Source organism: Enterococcus sp. AZ089, from assembly GCF_050547225.1.
In the GTDB taxonomy this organism is placed as follows: domain Bacteria; phylum Bacillota; class Bacilli; order Lactobacillales; family Enterococcaceae; genus Enterococcus_D; species Enterococcus_D entomosocium.
Genome location: NZ_CP172954.1, coordinates 1,798,594 through 1,818,977, shown reverse-complemented (window position 1 = coordinate 1,818,977; position 20,384 = coordinate 1,798,594). Strand labels below are relative to the sequence as shown.

General features: G+C 41.9%; 19 protein-coding genes and 1 other RNA gene. 5 read left to right on the top strand and 15 right to left on the bottom strand.

Annotated features, from left to right (window positions below):
- Positions 1-183 precede the first annotated feature (183 nt).
- Entirely contained in the window at positions 184-594 is a 411-nt protein-coding gene (locus IGJ01_RS08455) for an EbsA family protein (RefSeq protein WP_194199743.1), read from the bottom strand.
- A 65-nt stretch (positions 595-659) separates the two neighbouring features.
- Between IGJ01_RS08455 and IGJ01_RS08450 the strand changes: the two genes are divergently transcribed.
- A complete protein-coding gene (locus IGJ01_RS08450; RefSeq protein WP_430601617.1) occupies positions 660-1,076 on the top strand; it encodes a ribonuclease HI family protein in 417 nt (138 codons plus the stop codon).
- Here the strand turns inward: IGJ01_RS08450 and cls are convergent.
- From cls to IGJ01_RS08430, 4 genes are all read right to left on the bottom strand, one after another.
- On the bottom strand, positions 1,056-2,522 hold the full coding sequence (cls, locus tag IGJ01_RS08445) for a cardiolipin synthase (RefSeq protein WP_008379854.1): 1,467 nt from the start codon (positions 2,520-2,522) through the stop codon (positions 1,056-1,058). The two genes, IGJ01_RS08450 and cls, sit on opposite strands and share 21 nt — an antisense overlap.
- A gap of 24 nt (positions 2,523-2,546) precedes the next feature.
- Positions 2,547-3,689 carry a cation diffusion facilitator family transporter gene (locus IGJ01_RS08440; RefSeq protein WP_005236009.1) on the bottom strand — a complete coding sequence of 381 codons (1,143 nt, stop codon included), beginning with the start codon at positions 3,687-3,689 and terminating at the stop codon, positions 2,547-2,549.
- Positions 3,690-3,966: 277 nt separating this feature from the next.
- Complete coding sequence (alaS, locus tag IGJ01_RS08435; RefSeq protein WP_005236010.1) at positions 3,967-6,609, bottom strand: alanine--tRNA ligase; 2,643 nt, start codon at positions 6,607-6,609, stop codon at positions 3,967-3,969.
- A gap of 351 nt (positions 6,610-6,960) precedes the next feature.
- Complete coding sequence (locus IGJ01_RS08430; RefSeq protein WP_005236012.1) at positions 6,961-8,013, bottom strand: DUF7278 family profilin-like fold-containing protein; 1,053 nt, start codon at positions 8,011-8,013, stop codon at positions 6,961-6,963.
- Between the two features lie 70 nt (positions 8,014-8,083).
- Here IGJ01_RS08430 and IGJ01_RS08425 point away from each other — a divergent pair, with 70 nt between their 5' ends.
- Positions 8,084-8,527 carry a GNAT family N-acetyltransferase gene (locus tag IGJ01_RS08425; RefSeq protein ID WP_087664150.1) on the top strand — a complete coding sequence of 148 codons (444 nt, stop codon included), beginning with the start codon at positions 8,084-8,086 and terminating at the stop codon, positions 8,525-8,527.
- A 31-nt stretch (positions 8,528-8,558) separates the two neighbouring features.
- Here IGJ01_RS08425 and IGJ01_RS08420 read toward each other — a convergent pair whose 3' ends face one another.
- Both IGJ01_RS08420 and IGJ01_RS08415 read right to left on the bottom strand, forming a co-directional pair.
- On the bottom strand, positions 8,559-9,905 hold the full coding sequence (locus IGJ01_RS08420) for a DEAD/DEAH box helicase (protein WP_005236016.1): 1,347 nt from the start codon (positions 9,903-9,905) through the stop codon (positions 8,559-8,561).
- Between the two features lie 58 nt (positions 9,906-9,963).
- Complete coding sequence (locus IGJ01_RS08415) at positions 9,964-11,127, bottom strand: VanZ family protein (RefSeq protein WP_008379845.1); 1,164 nt, start codon at positions 11,125-11,127, stop codon at positions 9,964-9,966.
- A 93-nt stretch (positions 11,128-11,220) separates the two neighbouring features.
- Between IGJ01_RS08415 and IGJ01_RS08410 the strand changes: the two genes are divergently transcribed.
- Positions 11,221-11,547, top strand: coding sequence for a hypothetical protein (locus IGJ01_RS08410; RefSeq protein ID WP_005236019.1), 327 nt, complete (start codon positions 11,221-11,223; stop codon positions 11,545-11,547).
- A 158-nt stretch (positions 11,548-11,705) separates the two neighbouring features.
- Here the strand turns inward: IGJ01_RS08410 and IGJ01_RS08405 are convergent, their stop codons facing one another.
- From IGJ01_RS08405 to IGJ01_RS08370, 8 genes are all read right to left on the bottom strand, one after another.
- On the bottom strand, positions 11,706-11,939 hold the full coding sequence (locus IGJ01_RS08405; protein ID WP_005236021.1) for a hypothetical protein: 234 nt from the start codon (positions 11,937-11,939) through the stop codon (positions 11,706-11,708).
- Positions 11,936-12,316: a hypothetical protein gene (locus tag IGJ01_RS08400; RefSeq protein ID WP_005236023.1), complete on the bottom strand. Its 381-nt coding sequence runs from the start codon at positions 12,314-12,316 to the stop codon at positions 11,936-11,938. The genes IGJ01_RS08405 and IGJ01_RS08400 overlap by 4 nt, the downstream gene beginning before the upstream one ends.
- A gap of 83 nt (positions 12,317-12,399) precedes the next feature.
- Entirely contained in the window at positions 12,400-13,059 is a 660-nt protein-coding gene (locus IGJ01_RS08395; RefSeq protein ID WP_016620164.1) for an HD domain-containing protein, read from the bottom strand.
- Positions 13,060-13,206: 147 nt separating this feature from the next.
- Positions 13,207-14,721, bottom strand: a complete 1,515-nt coding sequence (locus IGJ01_RS08390) for a carboxypeptidase M32 (protein ID WP_005236028.1) — start codon at positions 14,719-14,721, stop codon at positions 13,207-13,209.
- Positions 14,718-15,881, bottom strand: a complete 1,164-nt coding sequence (locus IGJ01_RS08385; RefSeq protein ID WP_005236030.1) for a THUMP domain-containing class I SAM-dependent RNA methyltransferase — start codon at positions 15,879-15,881, stop codon at positions 14,718-14,720. The genes IGJ01_RS08390 and IGJ01_RS08385 overlap by 4 nt, the downstream gene beginning before the upstream one ends.
- A 66-nt stretch (positions 15,882-15,947) precedes the next feature.
- Positions 15,948-16,313, bottom strand: an RNA gene (gene rnpB / locus IGJ01_RS08380) — RNase P RNA component class B.
- A gap of 19 nt (positions 16,314-16,332) precedes the next feature.
- Positions 16,333-16,743, bottom strand: a complete 411-nt coding sequence (gpsB, locus tag IGJ01_RS08375) for a cell division regulator GpsB (protein ID WP_005226142.1) — start codon at positions 16,741-16,743, stop codon at positions 16,333-16,335.
- A 71-nt stretch (positions 16,744-16,814) separates the two neighbouring features.
- Positions 16,815-17,360, bottom strand: a complete 546-nt coding sequence (locus IGJ01_RS08370) for a DUF1273 domain-containing protein (protein ID WP_042890769.1) — start codon at positions 17,358-17,360, stop codon at positions 16,815-16,817.
- Between the two features lie 70 nt (positions 17,361-17,430).
- Between IGJ01_RS08370 and recU the strand changes: the two genes are divergently transcribed.
- Positions 17,431-18,069, top strand: a complete 639-nt coding sequence (recU, locus tag IGJ01_RS08365; protein ID WP_005236038.1) for a Holliday junction resolvase RecU — start codon at positions 17,431-17,433, stop codon at positions 18,067-18,069.
- A complete protein-coding gene (locus tag IGJ01_RS08360) occupies positions 18,059-20,380 on the top strand; it encodes a PBP1A family penicillin-binding protein (RefSeq protein ID WP_008379831.1) in 2,322 nt (773 codons plus the stop codon). The genes recU and IGJ01_RS08360 overlap by 11 nt, the downstream gene beginning before the upstream one ends.
- Positions 20,381-20,384 lie beyond the last annotated feature (4 nt).

Sequence of the window (20,384 nt, the reverse complement as noted above, 5' to 3'; positions counted from 1 at the left end):
TAGCACTTTAAAATGTATTTTGTTTGCTATGCTCTTATTATACTTGATTTTATTCAGAAAGAAAGAGAGATTTTCCACACTTTTACAAGAAGTTTGCCGAATCCTCTATGTAAACAAAAACAACGTCCTTCCTAAGGCTGTGCCGCCAAAAGGAGTGATCGCTGTTTTCTAGATTTCTATGAATTACTCGTTGGTTTCGACCTGCACCCTTTTTTCAGGGATTTTTTCTTGAAAAAAAGTTTCTAACCATACCACATCTTTTTTACGTAACGTGAAGGTATACGTTTTTTGATGATCGGTAATGCTGATTAAATGGTTTTCAATTTGCCATTTTTCTATCTCAGGTAAAGAAACAAGGCGTTTCTTCCATAAGCGGGCATAGCGAATAAGGAGCAAATCATTCCTGATGAGTATGCTTCGATGAATACCTAACCATACAAAAAAGAAAAAGACGGCTAAAACGAGGTTGCTTTTCCAATAAGGTCTGGTATTTTCTAACGAAAGAATCAAACTGATAAATAATATCATCATAGTAAACGACCAATAAATGATCGCTGTAGCAGCTTCCGGTTGCCAATACAATTTACGCTTCATAAAAGTTCCTCACAACATAAAATTTCTAGTATACTATCTTTATCATATCAAAAAAGGGTGAGACAATGTTAAAAGTTTATCTTGATGCTTCCACGAAAGGCAACCCCGGCCCTAGTGGCGGTGGAATCGTCATTGTCGGTACTGATCTGCATGAGCAAATTGCGTTTCCGCTACCTGATTCAACCAACCACCAAGCAGAGTTCGCTGTGATGGTAAACGCGTTGCAGCTGCTGATTGACAAAGGGTTACAGGAACAGACGATTATGCTCTATACCGACAGCAAAGTCGTTGCGCAGACTATCGACAAGAATTATACCAAAAACCCTGCTTTTTCTGATTATTTAACGGAAATTCAATGCTTGTTGAAACAGCTCCCTTTAGCGATCATCCAATGGATCCCTGAGAGCCAAAACAAAGGTGCCGACCATTTGGCACGCCAAGGATTAGCAAAGGCGTTGAAATTAAAGGATCGGAGACAATAACCGAGAGAAGTTTTGTTTGAAGCGCAACCAGTAAGACTGCTTAGCTAAAATTTCATCCGTCAGTAATGTGGATTGCGCCATATCCTCTTCAAAGAAGCCTTTCAACGTTTGCGTGACATCGTGATCGTAGGCAAAAGCATTGACTTCAAAATTCAAGGCATAACTCCGAATGTCTTGATTTGTCGTCCCAAAGGAACTAATGGTATCATCCATCATGACCGTCTTCGCATGGAGGAAACCATTGTTATAGATGTAGATTTTTGCACCACGACGATGCAAATAATTGGCATAATGCTGTGTTGCCCGGTAAATGAATGGGTGGTCAGGCATACATGGGATCATGATTCGGACGTCTACACCTGAGTGGATGGCAATTTCCAATGCGTTCATCATACTGTCATCAGGAATCAAATAAGGCGTTTGGATCCAAATCGATTCTTTGGCAGCTAAGATCATTTTTACAAAACCGCCTTTGAGAATTTGGGTCTCACTTTCAGGACCATCAGCGACAATCTGCAAATCAACATTTCCAGAGAGCTCTTTCGGCGGTAGAATAAAGTAGCGATCCTCGTATTCCAGTTGATCCTCTTCTTTTTTTACAGATGCGTTCCAGTCACGAATAAAAATCTCTTGTAGTGTAAAACTGGCAGTACCTACGATTCTCGCATGGGTGTCTCGCCAATAGCCAAATTTGGCCTTTTTCCCTAAATATTGATCGCCGACATTAAAGCCGCCAGTCCAACCAATTTGACCATCGATCACAACGATTTTTCGATGTAGATGATAGTTCAATCGTGTGTTACGGATCAGGTTCTTCGAAGTGATGAAAGGCACGACTTTTCCACCGGCATCAATCAACGGTTGAAAGAATTTCCGATTGGCTTTCGGTGACCCCCATGGATCATAGACCAAACGCACTTCAACACCTTCACGGGCTTTATCGATCAAGATAGACAGAAATTGGCCACCGATCTCATCATTAAAAAACGAATAATATTCCACATGCAGATTATCTTCTGCTTGCTTCATGTCTTCAAACAATGCTGCAAATTTTTCTTTTCCATCTGTATAAAATTCTACTTTGTTTCCTTTAGTCAAGGGCGATTCATCAAGGTTCTTAAAATAGCGCTCTAATAGATGATTGTCATCTGAGTAAGGATGTTCAGGAAAAGAATAATTGTGCACTTTGATGATTTGATTCAACTCATTGATCCTACTTTGGTGGTGCTCACTAAATTTATAAATAATTTCTCCGTCGATCCCCCGACCACAAAACAAGTACAACAAAAACCCGATGCCGGGGATGAATACCAACGTCATCATCCAAGCAAAGACACTTGCAATCGAGCGTGGTTTCCGAAAAACAGTAATAAAGGCAGCAATCGTATTAATAAACAAAAGTGCCAATAATACCGTGGAAATCATGCTCATATCCATTTTTATCATAGTTTCCTCCTATATCCTGTAACCCTATAATAGGTAACTATGATCGAAAGCAAGCTTCAATTCATAGTCCCCTAGTGTTTCTTTGATTTTTTGTTTCAGCATTTCTTCGATTTCTTGATCACTATACGCCGATTTTGCGGGAATCACTAAATCAAACGCCAACAGATCTCCTTTGACCTGAAAATCATGCATCCGTAACTGCGGATCAACGAAGCGAATGATCTTTGACACTTCTTTTTTTAAATACCGATACTGCTGATCTTGAATTGGTACTGGATCAAGATGACAGACAAGGTCGACCTTTAAAGATTGGCGAAAATCTTGTTCAATAGCATCAATCACCTCATGCGCTTCTCGTAAAGACCACGTTTCATCCACTTCGATATGCACACTGGCAAAGCGATTTTTCGGTCCATAATTATGAACCAGTAAATCATGGTAACCGAGAATCGTCGGATAGTGATCCAAGCGCTGCTCCATGGCAGCTACTTCTTCTTGCGTTGGGCGTGCCCCTAATAATTCGTTGATAAAGGAACGAATCATTTTGATTCCGCTAATCAAAATATACAAGGCAATCAGACAGCCGACAAAGCCATCGATACGTAGGCCAGTCAACCACTCGATCGTCGCTGAAAACAAAACCGCACCCGTTGTATACACATCGTTGAGACTGTCTTGCCCACTGGCTTTAAGTGTTTGAGAGCCAATCAGGTTCGCCAATTTTCGGTACATCGCTCCCTGCCAGATTTTGATCAAAATCGATAAAACCAAAACGATAAACAATAGTGGTGAAAGACGGATACTCGTCGGTTCCATGATGCGTTGCACAGAGCTGATGAGAAATTGACCGCCAACAAACGTGATGATCAAAGATACCACAAACCCACTGATGGCTTCAAATCGCTCATGTCCATATGGATGTTCACTGTCGGCTGGTTTCGCCGAGATCCGAAAACCGATCAATGTTAAAATAGACGAGGCTGTATCTGAAAGACTGTTGATGGCATCGGCCATAATCGAAACAGATTGTGCAGATAAACCAATGATAAATTTTCCGGCAAATAATAGGAGGTTGGAAAGCAACCCGAGGCTACCTGCTAACTTCCCAATGGCTGTGCGTTCGTAGACACCATTTTTTTTGCTACGATTTAAAAAAAAGTTTAGCAAATCATCACCCTCTCAAAAAACCATCTTTCTTATTTTACCCCGAAGGAATTCAATTAAACAACTATTCGTATCGTTTTTTCGAAAAAAAAGCGAATTCCCTTCAATTATCAAACGCATTTTCAGATAACACGTAGGAAAAAAGGAAAAAGATAACGGAAGGGTCTCCCCCTCCGTCATCTTCGTTCAAAAAAGGAATGTGTTAAAGACCTACGCTCCTCTTTCACCTATCTTCTTAGAAGGAAAGGAACTCGCGGGTACAGATTCAACCATAGTGTGCTTACTTGGCAGCTAACCACGCTGCTGCGGTCTCAAGTGCTGCTGTGATTCCTTCAGGATTCTTCCCGCCGGCTTGTGCCATATCAGGACGGCCGCCACCGCCGCCACCAACTTTAGGTGCGATCTCTTTGATCAAATCGCCCGCTTTCAATCCTTTTTCATTGGCTACTTTGTTCATAGCAGCTAAAAGATTCACTTTGCCATCATTCGCGGTAGCTAACACTAAAATATCAGAATGGTCTTTTTGTTTCCATTGATCGGCTAGTTGACGTAATTGGTTCATGTCCTTAACAGTCACTTTCGCTGTGATTAGACGCAGACCATTTACTTCTTTGACATCTTTGAAAACATCCCCTGCTTGCTGATTTGCTAACTTGCTGGCAAGAGCTTCGTTTTCTTTTTGCAATTCACGTAGCTGCGCTTGCAGTTGTTCTGTTTTGGCAACGACTTCTTTTAATTGGGCAGATTTAACGATTCCTGCGATTGCTTTTAATTGCGTTTCTTCTTCATGCAATAACGTATAGGCCTCTTGACTAGTCACGGCTTCGATCCGACGAACACCAGCACCGATCCCTGATTCAGAAACGATTTTGAAAATACCGATATCCTCCGTATTTGCCACATGGGTTCCCCCACATAATTCGATCGACCAATCGGCAACATTGACGACGCGAACGTCATGCCCATATTTTTCACCAAAGAGTGCCATCGCTCCCATGCCTTTTGCGGTATCGATATCCGTTTCGATCGTCACAACAGGGAGGGCTTCCCAAATTTTTTGGTTGACGATTTGTTCCATTTGGCTCAGTTCTTCGCTGGTCACTTGCCCGAAATGACTAAAGTCAAAGCGCAAATGTCCTGGAGCAACTAATGAACCTGCTTGGTTCGCATGGCTACCTAATACTTCTTTTAACGCTTTATGCAATAAGTGAGTCGCCGTATGATTTTTGATAATCTTATTGCGACGATGCTGATCCACTTGTAAGAAATAGTTCACGCCTTCTTGTAGTGGCGCTTTGACTGTAGCAGTATGCAAGAACTGACCGTTCGGTGCTTTTTTGACATCCGTCACTTCCGCTACGATCGTACCATCTTCTGCTACGATCGTGCCTGTATCCGCAACTTGTCCACCCATTTCTGCGTAAAATGGTGTTTCAGCAAAAATCAGTTTTGCTTCACCTGTCGAAACAGAATCGTGTAACGCTTCGTCTTGGATGATCACTAATAATTCACTGTTAGCTTCAAGTGAATCATAGCCAACGAAACGGCTGTCTACTTTGATATCCGTCAATAAAGCGGATTGTACGCCCATTGAAAGCTCCGTTTGTCGAGCCGCACGAGCGCGGGCACGTTGTGCATCCATTTCTTGTTCAAACCCTTGATGGTCCACTTTCAACCCTTCGTCTTCCGCCACTTCTTCTGTCAATTCAACTGGGAAGCCGTAAGTATCATACAATTTGAAAATATCTTGACCAGCTAACGTATCTTGGTTGTCTGCTTTTACTTGGGCGATCACTTGATTTAAAATATCTAACCCTTCATTGATGGTTTCATGGAAACGTTCTTCCTCGTTGCGGATCACTTTTTCAATAAATTCTTGCTGCTCTAGTACTTCAGGATAGTAGCTTTCCATGATCTCGCCAACGATCGGTACTAATTTGTATAAGAAGGCAGCATCGATCCCTAATTTTTTCCCATGCATGACTGCACGACGTAATAAACGACGTAAAACATAGCCACGGCCTTCATTTGAAGGAAGTGCCCCATCGCCGATCGCAAAAGAAAGCGCGCGGATATGGTCTGCAATCACTTTAAAGGAGATATCTGTCGTTTTGCTGTCGCCGTAGTTCACACGACCGCTTAAATCTGCCACTGCATTGATGATCGGCAGAAACAAGTCTGTTTCAAAATTGGTTGGTGCATTTTGAACGATGGAAACCATTCGTTCCAGCCCCATCCCCGTATCAATGTTTTTATGTGGTAGTGGTTCATAGGAGCCATCTGGTTGATGATTGAATTCTGAAAAGACCAGATTCCAGATTTCCAAATAGCGCTCGTTTTCGCCACCAGGATAGTTTTCGGGATCATCTTCCGCTACGTCATTAAACTCAGGACCACGGTCATAGAAAATCTCCGAATCCGGTCCACATGGTCCTGCACCGATGTCCCAAAAGTTGTCTTCAATCTCAACGATATGCTCTGGTGTCAAGCCGACTTCTTCTGCCCAGATCCGTTTTGCTTCTGTGTCTTTTGGATAAACCGTGACATATAACTTTTCTGGATCAAAAGCCATCCATTCTGGGGAAGTCAAAAACTCCCATGCCCAATGAATCGCTTCATTCTTGAAATAATCGCCGATCGAAAAGTTTCCTAGCATTTCAAACATCGTATGGTGTCTTGCTGTTTTCCCAACGTTTTCGATGTCGTTGGTCCGAATTGATTTTTGCGCATTGGTCATTCTTGGGTTTTCAGGAACAACACTGCCGTCAAAATATTTTTTTAGCGTTGCCACCCCTGAATTGATCCATAATAGGGTTGGATCGTTGACTGGGACAAGGGACGCACTTGGTTCAATTGAATGACCTTTTGATTGAAAGAAGTCCAAAAACATTTGGCGTACTTCTGCACTGGATAATTGTTTCACGTTATTCTCCTACTTTCTTCTGTGTTCGCTTAAGATACAGGGGCTGACAAAATTGCTGGTAAGGCGCTCTTATGCCTGTAGAGTCGTTTTGACGATAAAAAAACACCATTGCAGAGCAAGGACGTCGATACGCGGTACCACCTTGCTTGCAATGATGTGACTCATTACCTCTTAGACTCGTTAACGCGGAGTGGACGGCAACATTTCTGCTGCAGTTGAGCACCAAAGGGAGCAATCCGTCTGAATTCATGTTTTTCTCTCAGCAGTGAAAAACTTTCTGTAATGAATCATCAAACCGACCATATCCTTCGTCATTCAAAGTATAAGGAAATGTGTCGAAAAAGTCAATCCTCAAATCCGGTCTTTATTGATCAGAATCGCTTTGCGGTAACGATAGCTCTGCGGAGAAAGCTTTTGATCTGGCTGTAGCATTTTCCGTGAACGGTAATAACTGGCATAAGGCAATGCATCGAATAAGGGATGCCCACAAATTTGCCAGTTCTCCATTTTTAAAGACAAGCCATCTGTCAGCTCCCACGCATCCGCAAGCCCATAGGTGCAGCCAAATAAATTCGGTTCAAGCAATTCAGCGGTTGGCAAAGAGACACCATCGTCGCAAGACTTTTCATTGCCCCAGCGAAAAAGTCGCCGAGTAGCAGCACCGCAGACATATTCCCATTGATCCTCTGAAAGCAGCTGAAAGCCTTGTTTATCTAACTGCTGTTTCAATTCTGTTTGACTGACGGATTCGTGGGTAAATAACTGATAGGTTTCCGATAACGGCTCTAGTGCAGCAAAATAGCGATTCTCTTCGTGATAAAAAGCGGGTAATTCCCAACGCAAGCTTTCCTCAAAGGACGCTGGTGCTGTGAATTGTGCCTTTAGCTCTTTTTCGAAAACACTGAATTGATCGACTAACCCGTGAAACTCCCCAGTGATCGTATTTAACTGCCCGATATACCTTGCGCCAGCAGGCAGAGAACTTTTTTGGACTAGCATGGGATCAATCACAGCTTTACGCAAAGGGCTCGTCGACTCATTGACAAAAATCCCCCAATCCTGGCTGGTTTCTAACTCATAGATTGTTTCCAGTTGGCGAATGATCTCATTGGGTGGTGACTGCCAATTTTTACTCCAGCAAGTAGCCGGTAATCCTTGCACACCGAGATCCCAACCTAAGATCGCCTCAGAATTCCCTGGTATAAAGACAAAGTCTTCGCCATCGATCGTTAATTCAAAGGTAGCACATTTCAATCCTGCATACGTCAACTGACTAAAATGGACATCGGTGATCTCCTTTAAAGGACTGACAAAATACATTAAAATTTGCTGGATCAGCTGTTCTTTGATTTCAAAGGACAGTGTCTTCCAATTTGACCATTGTAACGCCTCAAAAAAATCCACGTCATTTCTCCTCTCATCTGCTACAATTACTATATAACGAGTATACCACGAAAAAGGAGGAAAACGACTGATGCTTTATTTTGGACGCAGTCCGTGGATGCTACAAGCGGTTTTCGCCTTGCGGCAAGCCGTTTTTGTAGAAGAACAGCACATTCCGGCAGAATGGGAATTTGATGAAAAAGACCAAACCTGTCCATACTTTCTTTGGCTTGATGGAAACACACCGATCGCTACCATTCGCTATCAATTCTCTACACCGAACACTCTGCAACCTGATCGCTTTTGCGTAGCTAAGGCCTTTCGGCACCAAGAATACGGCACCAAATTATTGCATTATCTCGAAATGCGTGGTGTCCAAGAGGGTGCCCTCCAATCAGTGTTATCCGCAGAGATCGACGCTTGTGCGTTTTATGAATCCTGTGGGTATCAAAAAACATCTGAACCCTATGCTGAAGATGGCGTATTGTGTGTAGAAATGACCAAACAATTAAAAACAGCAGTCAAGGAAGAGTAGTTCTCTTCCTTGACTGCTGTTTTGGTAAGCATTAGCTATTCGAATTTTTCTTGTTTTTGCGGGCGGTTCGAGTCGTTTGACGACGTTCGATCTTCCGTTTTTCTTTGTTCTTCTTATCAACGGCCCATTGAATTTTTTTCTTGTAGCCAGGCTTGATTTTTTTCTTCTTTTTCTTGACTAAGCCAATCAAGGTTGGGTCTAATTCGTCACGAGATTTTTCCCGCTTTTGCCGACGATTCCGATCGTAAGTCGCAACGATCTCGCCATTTTTGATTTCCTTCGGTTGGAAAACAACCCCTAGATCTTCGATGGCTTGGATTGCCCCTTCATCGCTTGGATCATATAAAGTGATCGCGGTCCCATCCATTTGATTTCGACCGGTCCGACCAACACGGTGGATAAAGAAATCCAAATCAGCTGGAATCTCGGCATTGATGACATGAGAAACCCCTTCAATATCAATTCCTCGCGCAGCTAAATCTGTTGCGACAACATATTGGTAGTCCAAATTTTGCACTTGGCGCATGATCCGTTTTCTTTCACGAGGACTGATGTCGCCGTGGATCTTCGCTACTTTTAAGCCTTGTTCCTTTAAGTAATCCGTAATTTCATCCACACGGCTCTTCGTGTTGGCAAAAACGATGGCAAGATAGGGATGGCCTGTAGTCAATAATTGATAGATCAATTTATTGGTATTTTTCCCTTTGGTAGAAATCAACCAATTCTCGATCGTATCAGAGATGACTGCTTTCGATTTGATTTCTTCGATCAATGGATTGGCCATGTATTTTTTCAAGAATGGGCGCAATTTCTCTGGAATCGTTGCGGAGAAAACCAGCATTTGTAGTTTCTCAGGCAAACGCCCCGCAATTTGATCGACTTCTTCCAAAAAGCCCATATCCAAGGTCATGTCTGCTTCATCCACGACAAATACATTGGCAGTGTGAACCCCTAAGGCTTGTTCGTTGATCATATCCAAGATACGACCAGGTGTCCCAATCACGACATGGGGCTGTTGATTTTGCAGACGGCTCAATTGGCGCTGTTTATCCGTTCCTCCAACAAAATTTGACACACGAATCTCCGGATCATGAAACCCGCCGATCTGTTTTGCGGCTTGATAAATTTGTGTGGCTAATTCACGACTCGGTGCAGTAATCACGACTTGCACTTCATCTTTTTCGGCATCAATTTTATCCATCAATGGCAGTAAAAATGTATGGGTCTTACCACTCCCAGTCTGAGATTGTCCAACAACACTACGGCCTTTTTGGATAACAGGTATCAATTTTTCTTGCACTTCTGTTGGATTAGAGAACTTTTTATCAGCAAGTGCTTCATAAATAAATGGTTGAAATTTAAATGACTCAAAAGACATTCAAACACCTTCTTTCTTTTAGCATCCTTTGGATTATAGCATATGTTGCCTTGATTTCCTAACTTTCTTTTGTCACGGGTTTTGGATCAATCGTGCTAATTGTATACGTTGCACTGCGGCGTTCATAGAAAAAGCGGCTTTCTTTTTTTATTGCAGCCCAAAAGAGATTCATGTAAAAGCCAAACTGGATCAAGCCAAAAATGACCACCATCAATAAACTGACGACCAGAAGCAGCGTATTATCCGAATCAAGAAACGGTGCAAAAAAGATGTTGACCCGACTGATGCTGGCATAAATCAGATAAAACAAACCATAACGTTTCAATAACGCAGCCAAGCTGACCCTCTGACGGGCTTCTTGCATGATTTTGATTCGTACGAGTTTTTTTCCAATCGTTTGTCCTTTGGCAAGATAAGCAAACAACACAAAGTACAGTAATACTTCAAGAGCAAAGTACCAATAGTCCCCACTAAAGTCCCTTACCGTCTGTTGAGTAAGCAAACGAACAGCGATCACCACAATGAAACTGACCACATTCAGTATTCCCCAATCGATCAACCAAGCAAATATCCTTCGTGTTACGGTTACCCGAGTACCTTTGGCGTATGAATCGGCATCCATCTCTTCTCTTGATGGCAATAAGAACGTAAATAGCGGGGCAATGCTCCACCCCAACAATCCTCCTAGTGTATTGACAAAGAGATCATTAACATCAAATAAGCGATAAGGACGGGGATAAATAAAATAAAGTCCTGTCAGCTGAGTCAATTCAAAAAACAATGTCAGACAAAACGTAATCGCCAGCGTTTTCAGAAAAGAACATTTGAAGTAATAACGTAAGTAAACGCCGAAAGGCAAGGTCAACAATAAATTAAAGAGTGGTTCGAGAAAGACCCCCTGCTTCATGGCAGGAAGATAGGTTTGCGGGTCGTGGATATTTAAGACCGTCTGTTGGACAAAATGGTGCCAGGATGCTCCTAGCTGCAATTCCATCTTAGGACCAGTCATATGAGCTACCTCTTCAATCGAGGGCAATGGCAAAATAACTAAAAAATAGGCGCATAATAAATAGAAGACAAACGAATAAAGAACCAGTGCACGAGAAAAGATAAAACGACCGTATTTTCGATATTGGATAACAAAAAAAATCATTGATATCGCCAATGCTAGAAATGGAAAAACTAGCAGAGCAACCTTTATTGGGGTAATATAAGCGGACATAAAGAACTCCTTCACGTTTTCTTTTTATCTTACACGCTATTTCCCAAAACGTAAATTTTGGAGTATCATAAAAGAAAAGGAGGTTAAAAAACCATGTTAAATCCCTATTTTGCCTTTGGCGTACCGGCATTCCTTTTGGTTTTATATGTAGCTTTTGCTCTTTTTCGTCGGTCTTCCGATATACCCTACTTAGGATTTGCCCTATTCATCATTGCTGGTTTTCTGACTGGATTTAGTTTACAAGTCATTCAACAAGCCATCAATGAAGTGGAGAAAACTTCTCTTGAACACGTGCAAGAAACCCACCTTTACTCGCCCTACTTATTAGCGATTCCATTGATTGTGGGCATTCTTTTACTTATTCTCAACTTGATTCGCGGCTATCTAAAAGTCAAAAACGTTCGTCTGCGGACAAAATAAAAGCAACCTACCTAGAAATACGAAATGATCCTGTTCCTCTTAATGGGAAATGAGATCGCTTCGTATTTTTTTTGGTAAGCTGCCTAGATTGCTAAACCCCTTCAAAAGATCCAACCACCACTCCCGTAGTAAAACAGTTTATCAACCACAAAAAGCGTTTATTCGTCGGCTAGTTCTTCATCCAGGTCTGTCTCTGACGTATCAGCAAAAGATTCTTTTACATCATCATTGACTTGTTCCAATAAATATTGCCAGTCACTATTCGACACAACCACCACATCGATATTCTTTTCTTCATCGATCAGCTCGAGATTCGAAACATCCTCTCCTAACTGCTGGAAAAGGTCAATCAATGTTTTGTCTTGGAGTGTTACGTATTCAGTCCGTTTCATTCTTCTTCCCCCCATGAATCAAAAAATTCATAAAACAAGATATCGAAACTAGTAAGATCGGTCATCTTTTGTAAAGTAGATAGATCTAAACGAATAAACGCTTTTTCCACTAATAAATAATGGTTTTCTTCCAACGCTTCTTCGATAAATGGTAAAATCTCTTCCTCGTCCCCTAATGTCTCACTAGAGATTTGTTCGATTTGATCAAACAAGCGATCATCTTGCAACAAAAAGAATTGATCGTCGTAAAGATAGACTGCGATTTGATATTGCCGGATGGGTAGCTCAGCCCGAATGACAAAAAAGCATTCCCCTGAATTGGAAATCGCTGGCAATAGTTCACTCGGTTGTAATGCCTGTTGGTAGTACATTTCCATCCCTCCTTTGTACTTACTATTATAAAGAACAATAAAGGAAAAAGGAAATAATCGAATTTCAGTTTAAAAAACTCTAAACAAAGTTAGACATCCCATTCTGCATAGAATTCTTCTAAAAAATCCTTCATGAAAACCACACGTCGCTGAGCTTCTTTTTTGCCATAATCCGTGGTCATCTTTTCAGGAAGCAAAAATAGTTTTTCATAAAAATGATTGATCACCGTCGTCCCTTTTCGGTAATCCTCATGATTTTGAAACGTCTTTGGGGCTAAGTCACTGACATGGATCGGGTGTTGATGACTGCCACCAAAATAGCTCGTCCGTAAAATACCGATCGCACCTAAAGCATCGAGACGATCTGCATCACGAACGACGCGGCCTTCTACTGAGACAACTTGTGCGCCTTGCAAAAGTTCTTTTGAAAAAGACAGATTTTCGATAATAGAAAAAATTTCTTTCGTTTGTGCTTCACTTGCCCCTGCTGCGGTCAAACAAACTCGCACTTCGGCATAAGCCGCTGTGACATCCGCCACAACTTTGTCATCCACCGTATCATGCAAGTAAGCTGCCGCCTGTACGACAAAACGATCAACCGCCAATTCGTCGGCATCGATGATAGCTTGACTTAAGCCCGCCACCCGTTTGACATGATCAAACCCATGTCCTGTGTAATCATTCCCCAAAATACTTTCGGCATAGGCAATTACTTTGCTAAGATCGGTAACATTGTTTTCTTCCTTCATTTTTTTCCTTCTTTCGATACGAAAGTAGCAAGCCTTCCTTTTTTCAGTGGTTATCGATACAAAAGGAAAAGAAGTTCAACAAAACGAGCATCCCACGAAACAGTTAGGGCGGCAACGTCTTGCGAAGCTTCTTTCCACTCGTTATTTTTAAGCGAAATCTTGCGTCTCGCTGATTTTATAGACACTAAAATAGATCTTGCGTAAATAGTCTAATAGATATTGAGGATTCAATAATTCATCCGTTGCATCTAAAATCAATTCATTTGGTTTCTTTGATGCGCCATATTGATGGATATTTTCAGTCAGCCATTTACGAATCGGTGAATAATCATCTGAAGCCAACACTTCATCGACATTGATTTCTTTTTCCATCGCATGCAGTAATTGCGCGGCATACATATACCCTAACGCATAGGATGGGAAGTAACCAAAGCTGGAACCTGACCAATGAACATCTTGTAAGATTCCTTCAAGGTCATTCTCTGGACGGATCCCTAAATATTCCTCGTATTTGTCATTCCAGATTTTCGGCAGTTCATCGATCGATACGGTTTCGTTAAAGATCATTTTTTCGATCTCGTAACGAATAATGATATGGATTACGTAAGTCAAACTGTCAGCTTCAATACGGATCAAGCTGGCTTTAGAATGCTTCAAAGAATCATAGAAGGTGTCAAAAGACACATCATCAAATGAGCCTTCCGCACATTCTTGGAAAAATGGGTATTGCTTGGCCCAGAAATTGCGATTACTGCCGATAATGATCTCATTAAACAGCGATTGAGATTCGTGGATCCCCATAGACGCTCCTTCATGAACCGGTGTTCCTTCGTATTTTTCGTCAATATTTTGCTCGTACATTCCATGTCCGGCTTCATGAATTACACCGAATAGTCCCATTGAAAAATCGTTTTCGCTCCAACGAGTAGTCAAACGCACATCGTTGTGATTGATCCCCGTAGCAAATGGGTGGACCGTATTATCCAAGCGGCCGCGAGAAAAGTCATAGCCTAAGTCGGCAATCACTTTTGAGATAAATTTACGTTGCTGCGCTTCGGTCATCTTACGTGACAGGATCGAAGTATCTGGTGCTGTTCCTTTTTCAGCCAATTGACGACGAATATCCATGATACCATCTCTCACTTGTGAGAAAACATTATCCAAGATCTCAACCGTCATATTTGGTTCGTATTGGTTTAACAACACATCATAGTTTGTCAGCTCATTCTTCTTCCAATAAGGAATCAATTCTTTCGTCAAGCGAATATTTTCAGAAAGTGCGTCTTTAAATAAAGAAAAATCTTTTTCTTTACGGGCTTTGAGCCAAGCAGTATGTGCTTTTGACGTTGCTGCGGAAGCCGCCATCGCCAACTCATTTGGTACATCTTTTTGCAATTCATACTCTTCTTTGACTAGCTGATAAGCCGCTTTCCCAACCTCTGATAATTCTTCTGGGTGTTTCCCAAAATAGCTGATTGCTTCTTGGATCGGCTCTCCAATCTTTTTGTCAAAATAGAGGCCATATAAATAGCTGTCAACTTCCGCCCGGTAATCACTGGCTTTTTCTGGCATCCCCGTTTGATTGTCCCAGCCTAAGATCCCCATTGCTTGTTGTAATAGATCGATTTCTTTTAATTCTTTCAGAAATTCTTGTTCTTTCATTCAGCAAACTCCTTTTTGCGTGGCGGACGTTGTCCCCAGTATTGGAAGAGATCGGTACGAATCGCACCGTTGTATAATTTGCGTTTTTTTGTCGCTTTTTCGCCGTAATGGGTCTCAAAAGTCAAGTCACTGGTCAAAAAGTATTTACTCCAGGTTTTAAGCGGTCGAAACACTTGGCCCATTTCTTGATACAGTCGCTGAACAGACTCTTCTTCTCCTAAGCGTTCGCCATAAGGAGGGTTAGCCACAACGACACCATACTCTTTTTCTGTTTTAAAGTCTTTAACAGCTTGTTGTTTGAAGGTGATCGAGTCTCCAAGACCTATTTCTTCCGCATTCCGGCGGGCGATCTCAATCATTCGACCATTGATATCCGAACCGGTAATATCTAATTCGACATCATAATCTGCTGCTTCATCTGCTTCTTTCCGTACTTTTTCAAATACTTCTGCTGGGAACCAATCCCACGTTTCGCAAACAAATTCCCGATTAAATCCAGGGGCGATATTATGGCCGATCAAAGCTGCTTCAATACACAATGTGCCTGATCCACAAACGGGATCGACAAAAGGCTTGTCTTTGTACCAATTTGTCAGCATCACTAAAGCCGCAGCCATGTTTTCTTTCAGAGGTGCGCCCCCTTTTTCTAAACGATAGCCGCGTTTAAACAAACTAGGGCCAGTCGTATCCAATGTGATCATCGCATGGTCTTTCAATAAAGCGACTTCTAATTGGAAAAAAGCGCCAGTTTCAGTCAGCGGCACACTTGCCGGACGATGATATACTTCTCTTAAGCGATTGACGATTGCTTTTTTGGTAATCGCTTGGCAGTCAGGTACACTATACAATTTTGATTTGATTGATTTTCCGGCTACTGGAAATTCAGCGTCTAACGGTAAAAAGTCTTCCCACGGTAACGCTTTAACTTCTTCAAACAGCTGATCGAAAGTCAATACGTCAAATTCCCCAACGACGATTTTGATACGGTCGGCTGTACGGAGCCACAAGTTCGCGGTAGCAATGGTCTCCATTGTCCCTTTAAAGCGCGCTCGGCCGTTTTCAACCTCACACTCGATCCCTAAATCCCGTAATTCTTTGCCCACTAGTGCTTCTAAACCGCTCGCAGCGGTGGCAATACAATTAAATGTTTTTTCAGTCATAACGCTCTCCTTCTTGGTATAAAAAAACCTTCCGTTGCTGGAAGGATTCCCTGATAGGTTGTGATTTTCTATAAGCCATGTTTTGTCCGTATTTTCCTCAGGGAGAAGAAAACACTGGGTAATTATCTATCTGCAATTACTTGCCTTCTTGCTCCGTTCATTTCCGTGCAAAAAGTGCCCCTACCATTGTTTGGGTTGCTCGCTCGAGGGGTTTACCGCGTTCCACCAAGACGGTTTCCCGGCTTGCTTCGTCACTGTGGCACTTTCAAGGATACTTTAGCATAGCTTGCACCTTAGCCATTTTTCCTGCCGTTACTTTCTCAAGTACCCTAGCTTATGGTTTCGCTAGGCACGAACACTACAAGCGTCTCAGCTTGTGCGAGCATGGACTTTCCTCAGCATAATCGAGTTATGCCGCAATTACCCGAAAACCACAACTATCTTTTCTACATTAGAATTGACGGGTTTTTTCATTGTCATCTTCAAAATCAGCATTTGTATAGTTGCTGTTGTATGAAGAAGAACGAGTGACAGGTTCTGATTCACGATCAAGCTTTTTGCCAAAAACTTCTTTTTCAAGATTAGACAAACGTTTTAAAATATCAAAATTTGTGACTGTTTGGCTTTTCGGTGCTTCTTGTTGAACACGAGAAGCGATTGCTTGGTTTTTCGACAATTGATCGATTTTCGCTGTCAGACGATCGTTTTCTTCTTGCAGGGCTAAGATCTCTTTATTGTAGCTTTCGTAGTCTTTAATGATATTATCTAAAAACTCGTCCACTTCCACTGGATCATATCCACGCATTTTTGTTTTGAATTCTTGTTGCAGAATATCTTTTGGACTATAAATTAAATTTGCCATTATTTACACCTCATTGTTTATTCCAAATGGTTTTCACTTTCTAGACCATTCTATCAAAAAATATACGAAAATCAAAGTAAATTACTATCAAATGTTGCGTTTTGTAAATCATCCATTGTTATTTGATGAATAAAGTAGGGATTTTGCTCACTATAGGCTTTCGCATCTCTTAAGAAATAATTAGGTTTTCCTGGAAATTCGTCATCATATAACACAAGTGCGCCTTCAGTATGCTCCAGTAAAAACGCTGTATGATTTCTTAATTGACTGGGGTCTTGGTAAGGCTTATGGCTGGTGGCATTGACATAATCGGCAAATGACTTCGCTGTTTGCAGTGCCTGCTGATTTGTTTCGTTCCAATTTTCACCAAACCCTTCAAAAGGAAAAATAATTCCTAGTTTCAGTTCCGGGTATGTTTGTTTTAATTGTTCAATGACTTCGGCACACCACAGCTCTGCTCCAAGATTCCCGCTGATCAAGAGCCATTCTAGCCCTTCTTCGACATAATTGGTCAATGCCGACATTATTACTTTCTTAATAACTGCAATCTTGGGATCTTTTGCTTGAAAGACACCTAATTCATAATTACGATAGCCAGTAAAGTATAAGGTTTTCATTGTTTCTCTGGTCATCTCTTTTCTTTCCAAACGACTTTTTGGTATAATGTTGCCTAGGAGTGTGAACAACATGGTTATTCGTTACCCGAATGGACAATCTACTACCTATGATGACGGCAAAAAACAAAAAATGCAAGAAAAACTAATAAAGCCAAAAACGTATGCCAATCGTGGGATGCGTTTTGAAGAAGCGATCAATGAAAGCAACCTTTATTATTTAAATCGCAAACTTGCGGTCATTCATAAGAAACCGACACCAGTTCAAATCGTCAAGGTAGATTATCCGAGAAGAAGCGCCGCAGTAATTAAAGAAGCCTACTTTCGAGAGGCCTCTACCACCGATTACAATGGGGTTTATCAAGGGCAATATATCGACTTTGAAGCGAAAGAGACTCAAAACAAAACGTCATTTCCCTTTAAAAATTTTCATCCACACCAAATCAAGCATATGGAAGACTGTTTGGAACAAGCGGGATTATGTTTTGTTCTTTTATGGTTTTCTAGTCTACAACGCTGCTTTTTTCTAGATAGCAAGTGCTTAGTTTCTCAGTGGCACCTGCAAAAGGAAACGGGAAAAAAATCAATGACACTGGCCTATATTGAAACGAATGGGATTGAAATTATCCCTTCAATTGCGCCGCGTATTCCCTATTTAAAAGCAGTTGATCAATTTTTAACGATGAAGGAGAATGATGAGTATGGCAAATGAATCACAATCGAGGACCTCTCGGCATGATTCTAAGAAAGGCACTGCTAAAAAAGCACCAAAGCCCCCTAAAGCCAAAGGCAAACGAAGTATTGGGAGTATTATTTTAAAAGTGTTTATGGGCCTATTTTTCTTAGGCTGTATCGGGATTTTATCAGGAATGGGGCTGTTTTGGTGGTACGCCAAAGATGCACCAGCACTTGATGAAACACGTTTGGATTCGACTGTTTCTTCGCGCTTTTATGCCTCCAACGGTGAATTGATCACTGAATTCGGAAGTGAAACGAGAGAAAAAATCACCGCAAGTGAGATTCCCCAACTGCTGGAAGATGCGATCGTCTCTGTCGAAGATCGTCGGTTCTATCAGCATATCGGGGTCGATCCGATCCGAATCGTTGGTTCTGCATTATCCAATGCCACAACCGGCGGTATGCAAGGCGGAAGTACGTTGACTCAGCAATTGATCAAGCTGTCCTTCTTTTCTACCAGCGCCGAAGATCAAACGTTACGAAGAAAAGCGCAAGAAGCTTGGATGGCGGTACGGCTTGAACAAACCAAATCAAAGCAGGAAATTTTGACTTACTATATTAATAAGGTATATATGTCCAACGGGGTTTACGGAATGCAAACAGCTGCTATGAAGTTTTACGGCAAACCTTTGGCTGAACTAGACCTAGCGCAAACCGCTTTGATTGCTGGTTTACCAAATGCCCCTTCTGCGTTTGATCCTTTCGCTCATCCTGATAATGCGAAAAGTCGTCGAGATGTGGTTTTAGGCGCAATGCTTGAAAACGAGAAAATCACGCAAGCGGAATATGATTCGGCCGTTGCCGAAGATATTCAAGAAGGATTGCAAGAAAACCCGCGAGAAAACCAAGAGTGGAAGTACTTTGATAATTACTTCAACGAAGTGATCGCAGAAGTCAAAGAAAAAACCGGCAAAGATGTTTATACCGATGGCTTAGATATTTACACCAATGTAGATATCGATGCGCAAAAACGGTTATATGACATCGTCAACAGCGATGATTATGTTAATTATCCAGACGACAAGATGCAAGTTGCCGCTACTTTAGTTGATGTCAATACGGGCAAAGTCACGGCTCAAATTGGTGCCCGCAACGTTGATGACGTTCTCGCAAACAACCTGGCTGTCAACGTCGCTCGGGACTTTGGATCGACCGTTAAACCGATCACAGACTACGGCCCTGCCTTCCAATTTCTACAAGACTCTACCGGTAGAATGATTTTAGATGAACCTTATACTTATAAAGGAACCGATATTCCTGTGTACAACTGGGATCGCCAATATATGGGCAATATCACGCTTCGAACTGCTTTAGCAGAATCCAGAAATGTACCAGCAGTGAAATTGTTTGATGAAGTTGGCGCGGATAATATCGCCGACTTTCTTAGCGGGTTGGGTATCGAATACCACACGATTACTCAATCTAATGCGATTTCTAGCAATACGGATAAATTAGATGGCACAAAATATGGGATCTCCAGCCTGAAAATGGCCGCTGCTTATGCTGCGTTTTCAAATGGTGGCACCTATTATGAACCTCAGTACGTCAACAAAATCGTCATGCAAGATGGGACCGAAGATGAAGAATCCTTTAAAGTTGATGGTCAAGAAGCAATGGATGATACGACGGCTTATATGGTGACCGATATTTTGAAAGATGTTATTTCTGTCGGTACTGGGACCAATGCGCAAATCGATGGGTTATACCAAGCAGGGAAAACGGGAACTTCCAATTACACCGATGACCAGCTAGCACAACTGGATACATCAAACGGTGCTTATCCGGATATAACTTTTGCCGGCTATACTCCCTCCTACTCATTGGCGGTATGGACCGGATACAACGACAAAATGACACCAATCACTGATAGTAGTACCCATGTGGCTTCAGATGTCTATCGTGAATTGATGCGCTATGTTTCTGCTTCTGTAGAAAACACGGACTGGACAATGCCTGACGGATTGACACGGATCGGAAGAGAGCTTTATCTTGAAGGGACATACACGCAGCCAAGCTATTCAGCACCAAGTTCTTCCAGCAGTAGTTCGTACGTTGAACCGACGACACCTTCTACAGAAAGTAGTGAAGCAACACCATCAAGTACAACAGAATCATCAAGCGAAGTGACACCCCCAGTGACAACACCTGATGAGGATGATTCATCTTCGGTCGTTACACCTCCTGCTTCTAGTCAGGATCCTGGCTCAACAACGCCTTCCAGCAGTGAAGAAAATCCTTCTTCACCGCCGGATCCACCAGAACCAAATGATGGTAACTCCGAATAACTGA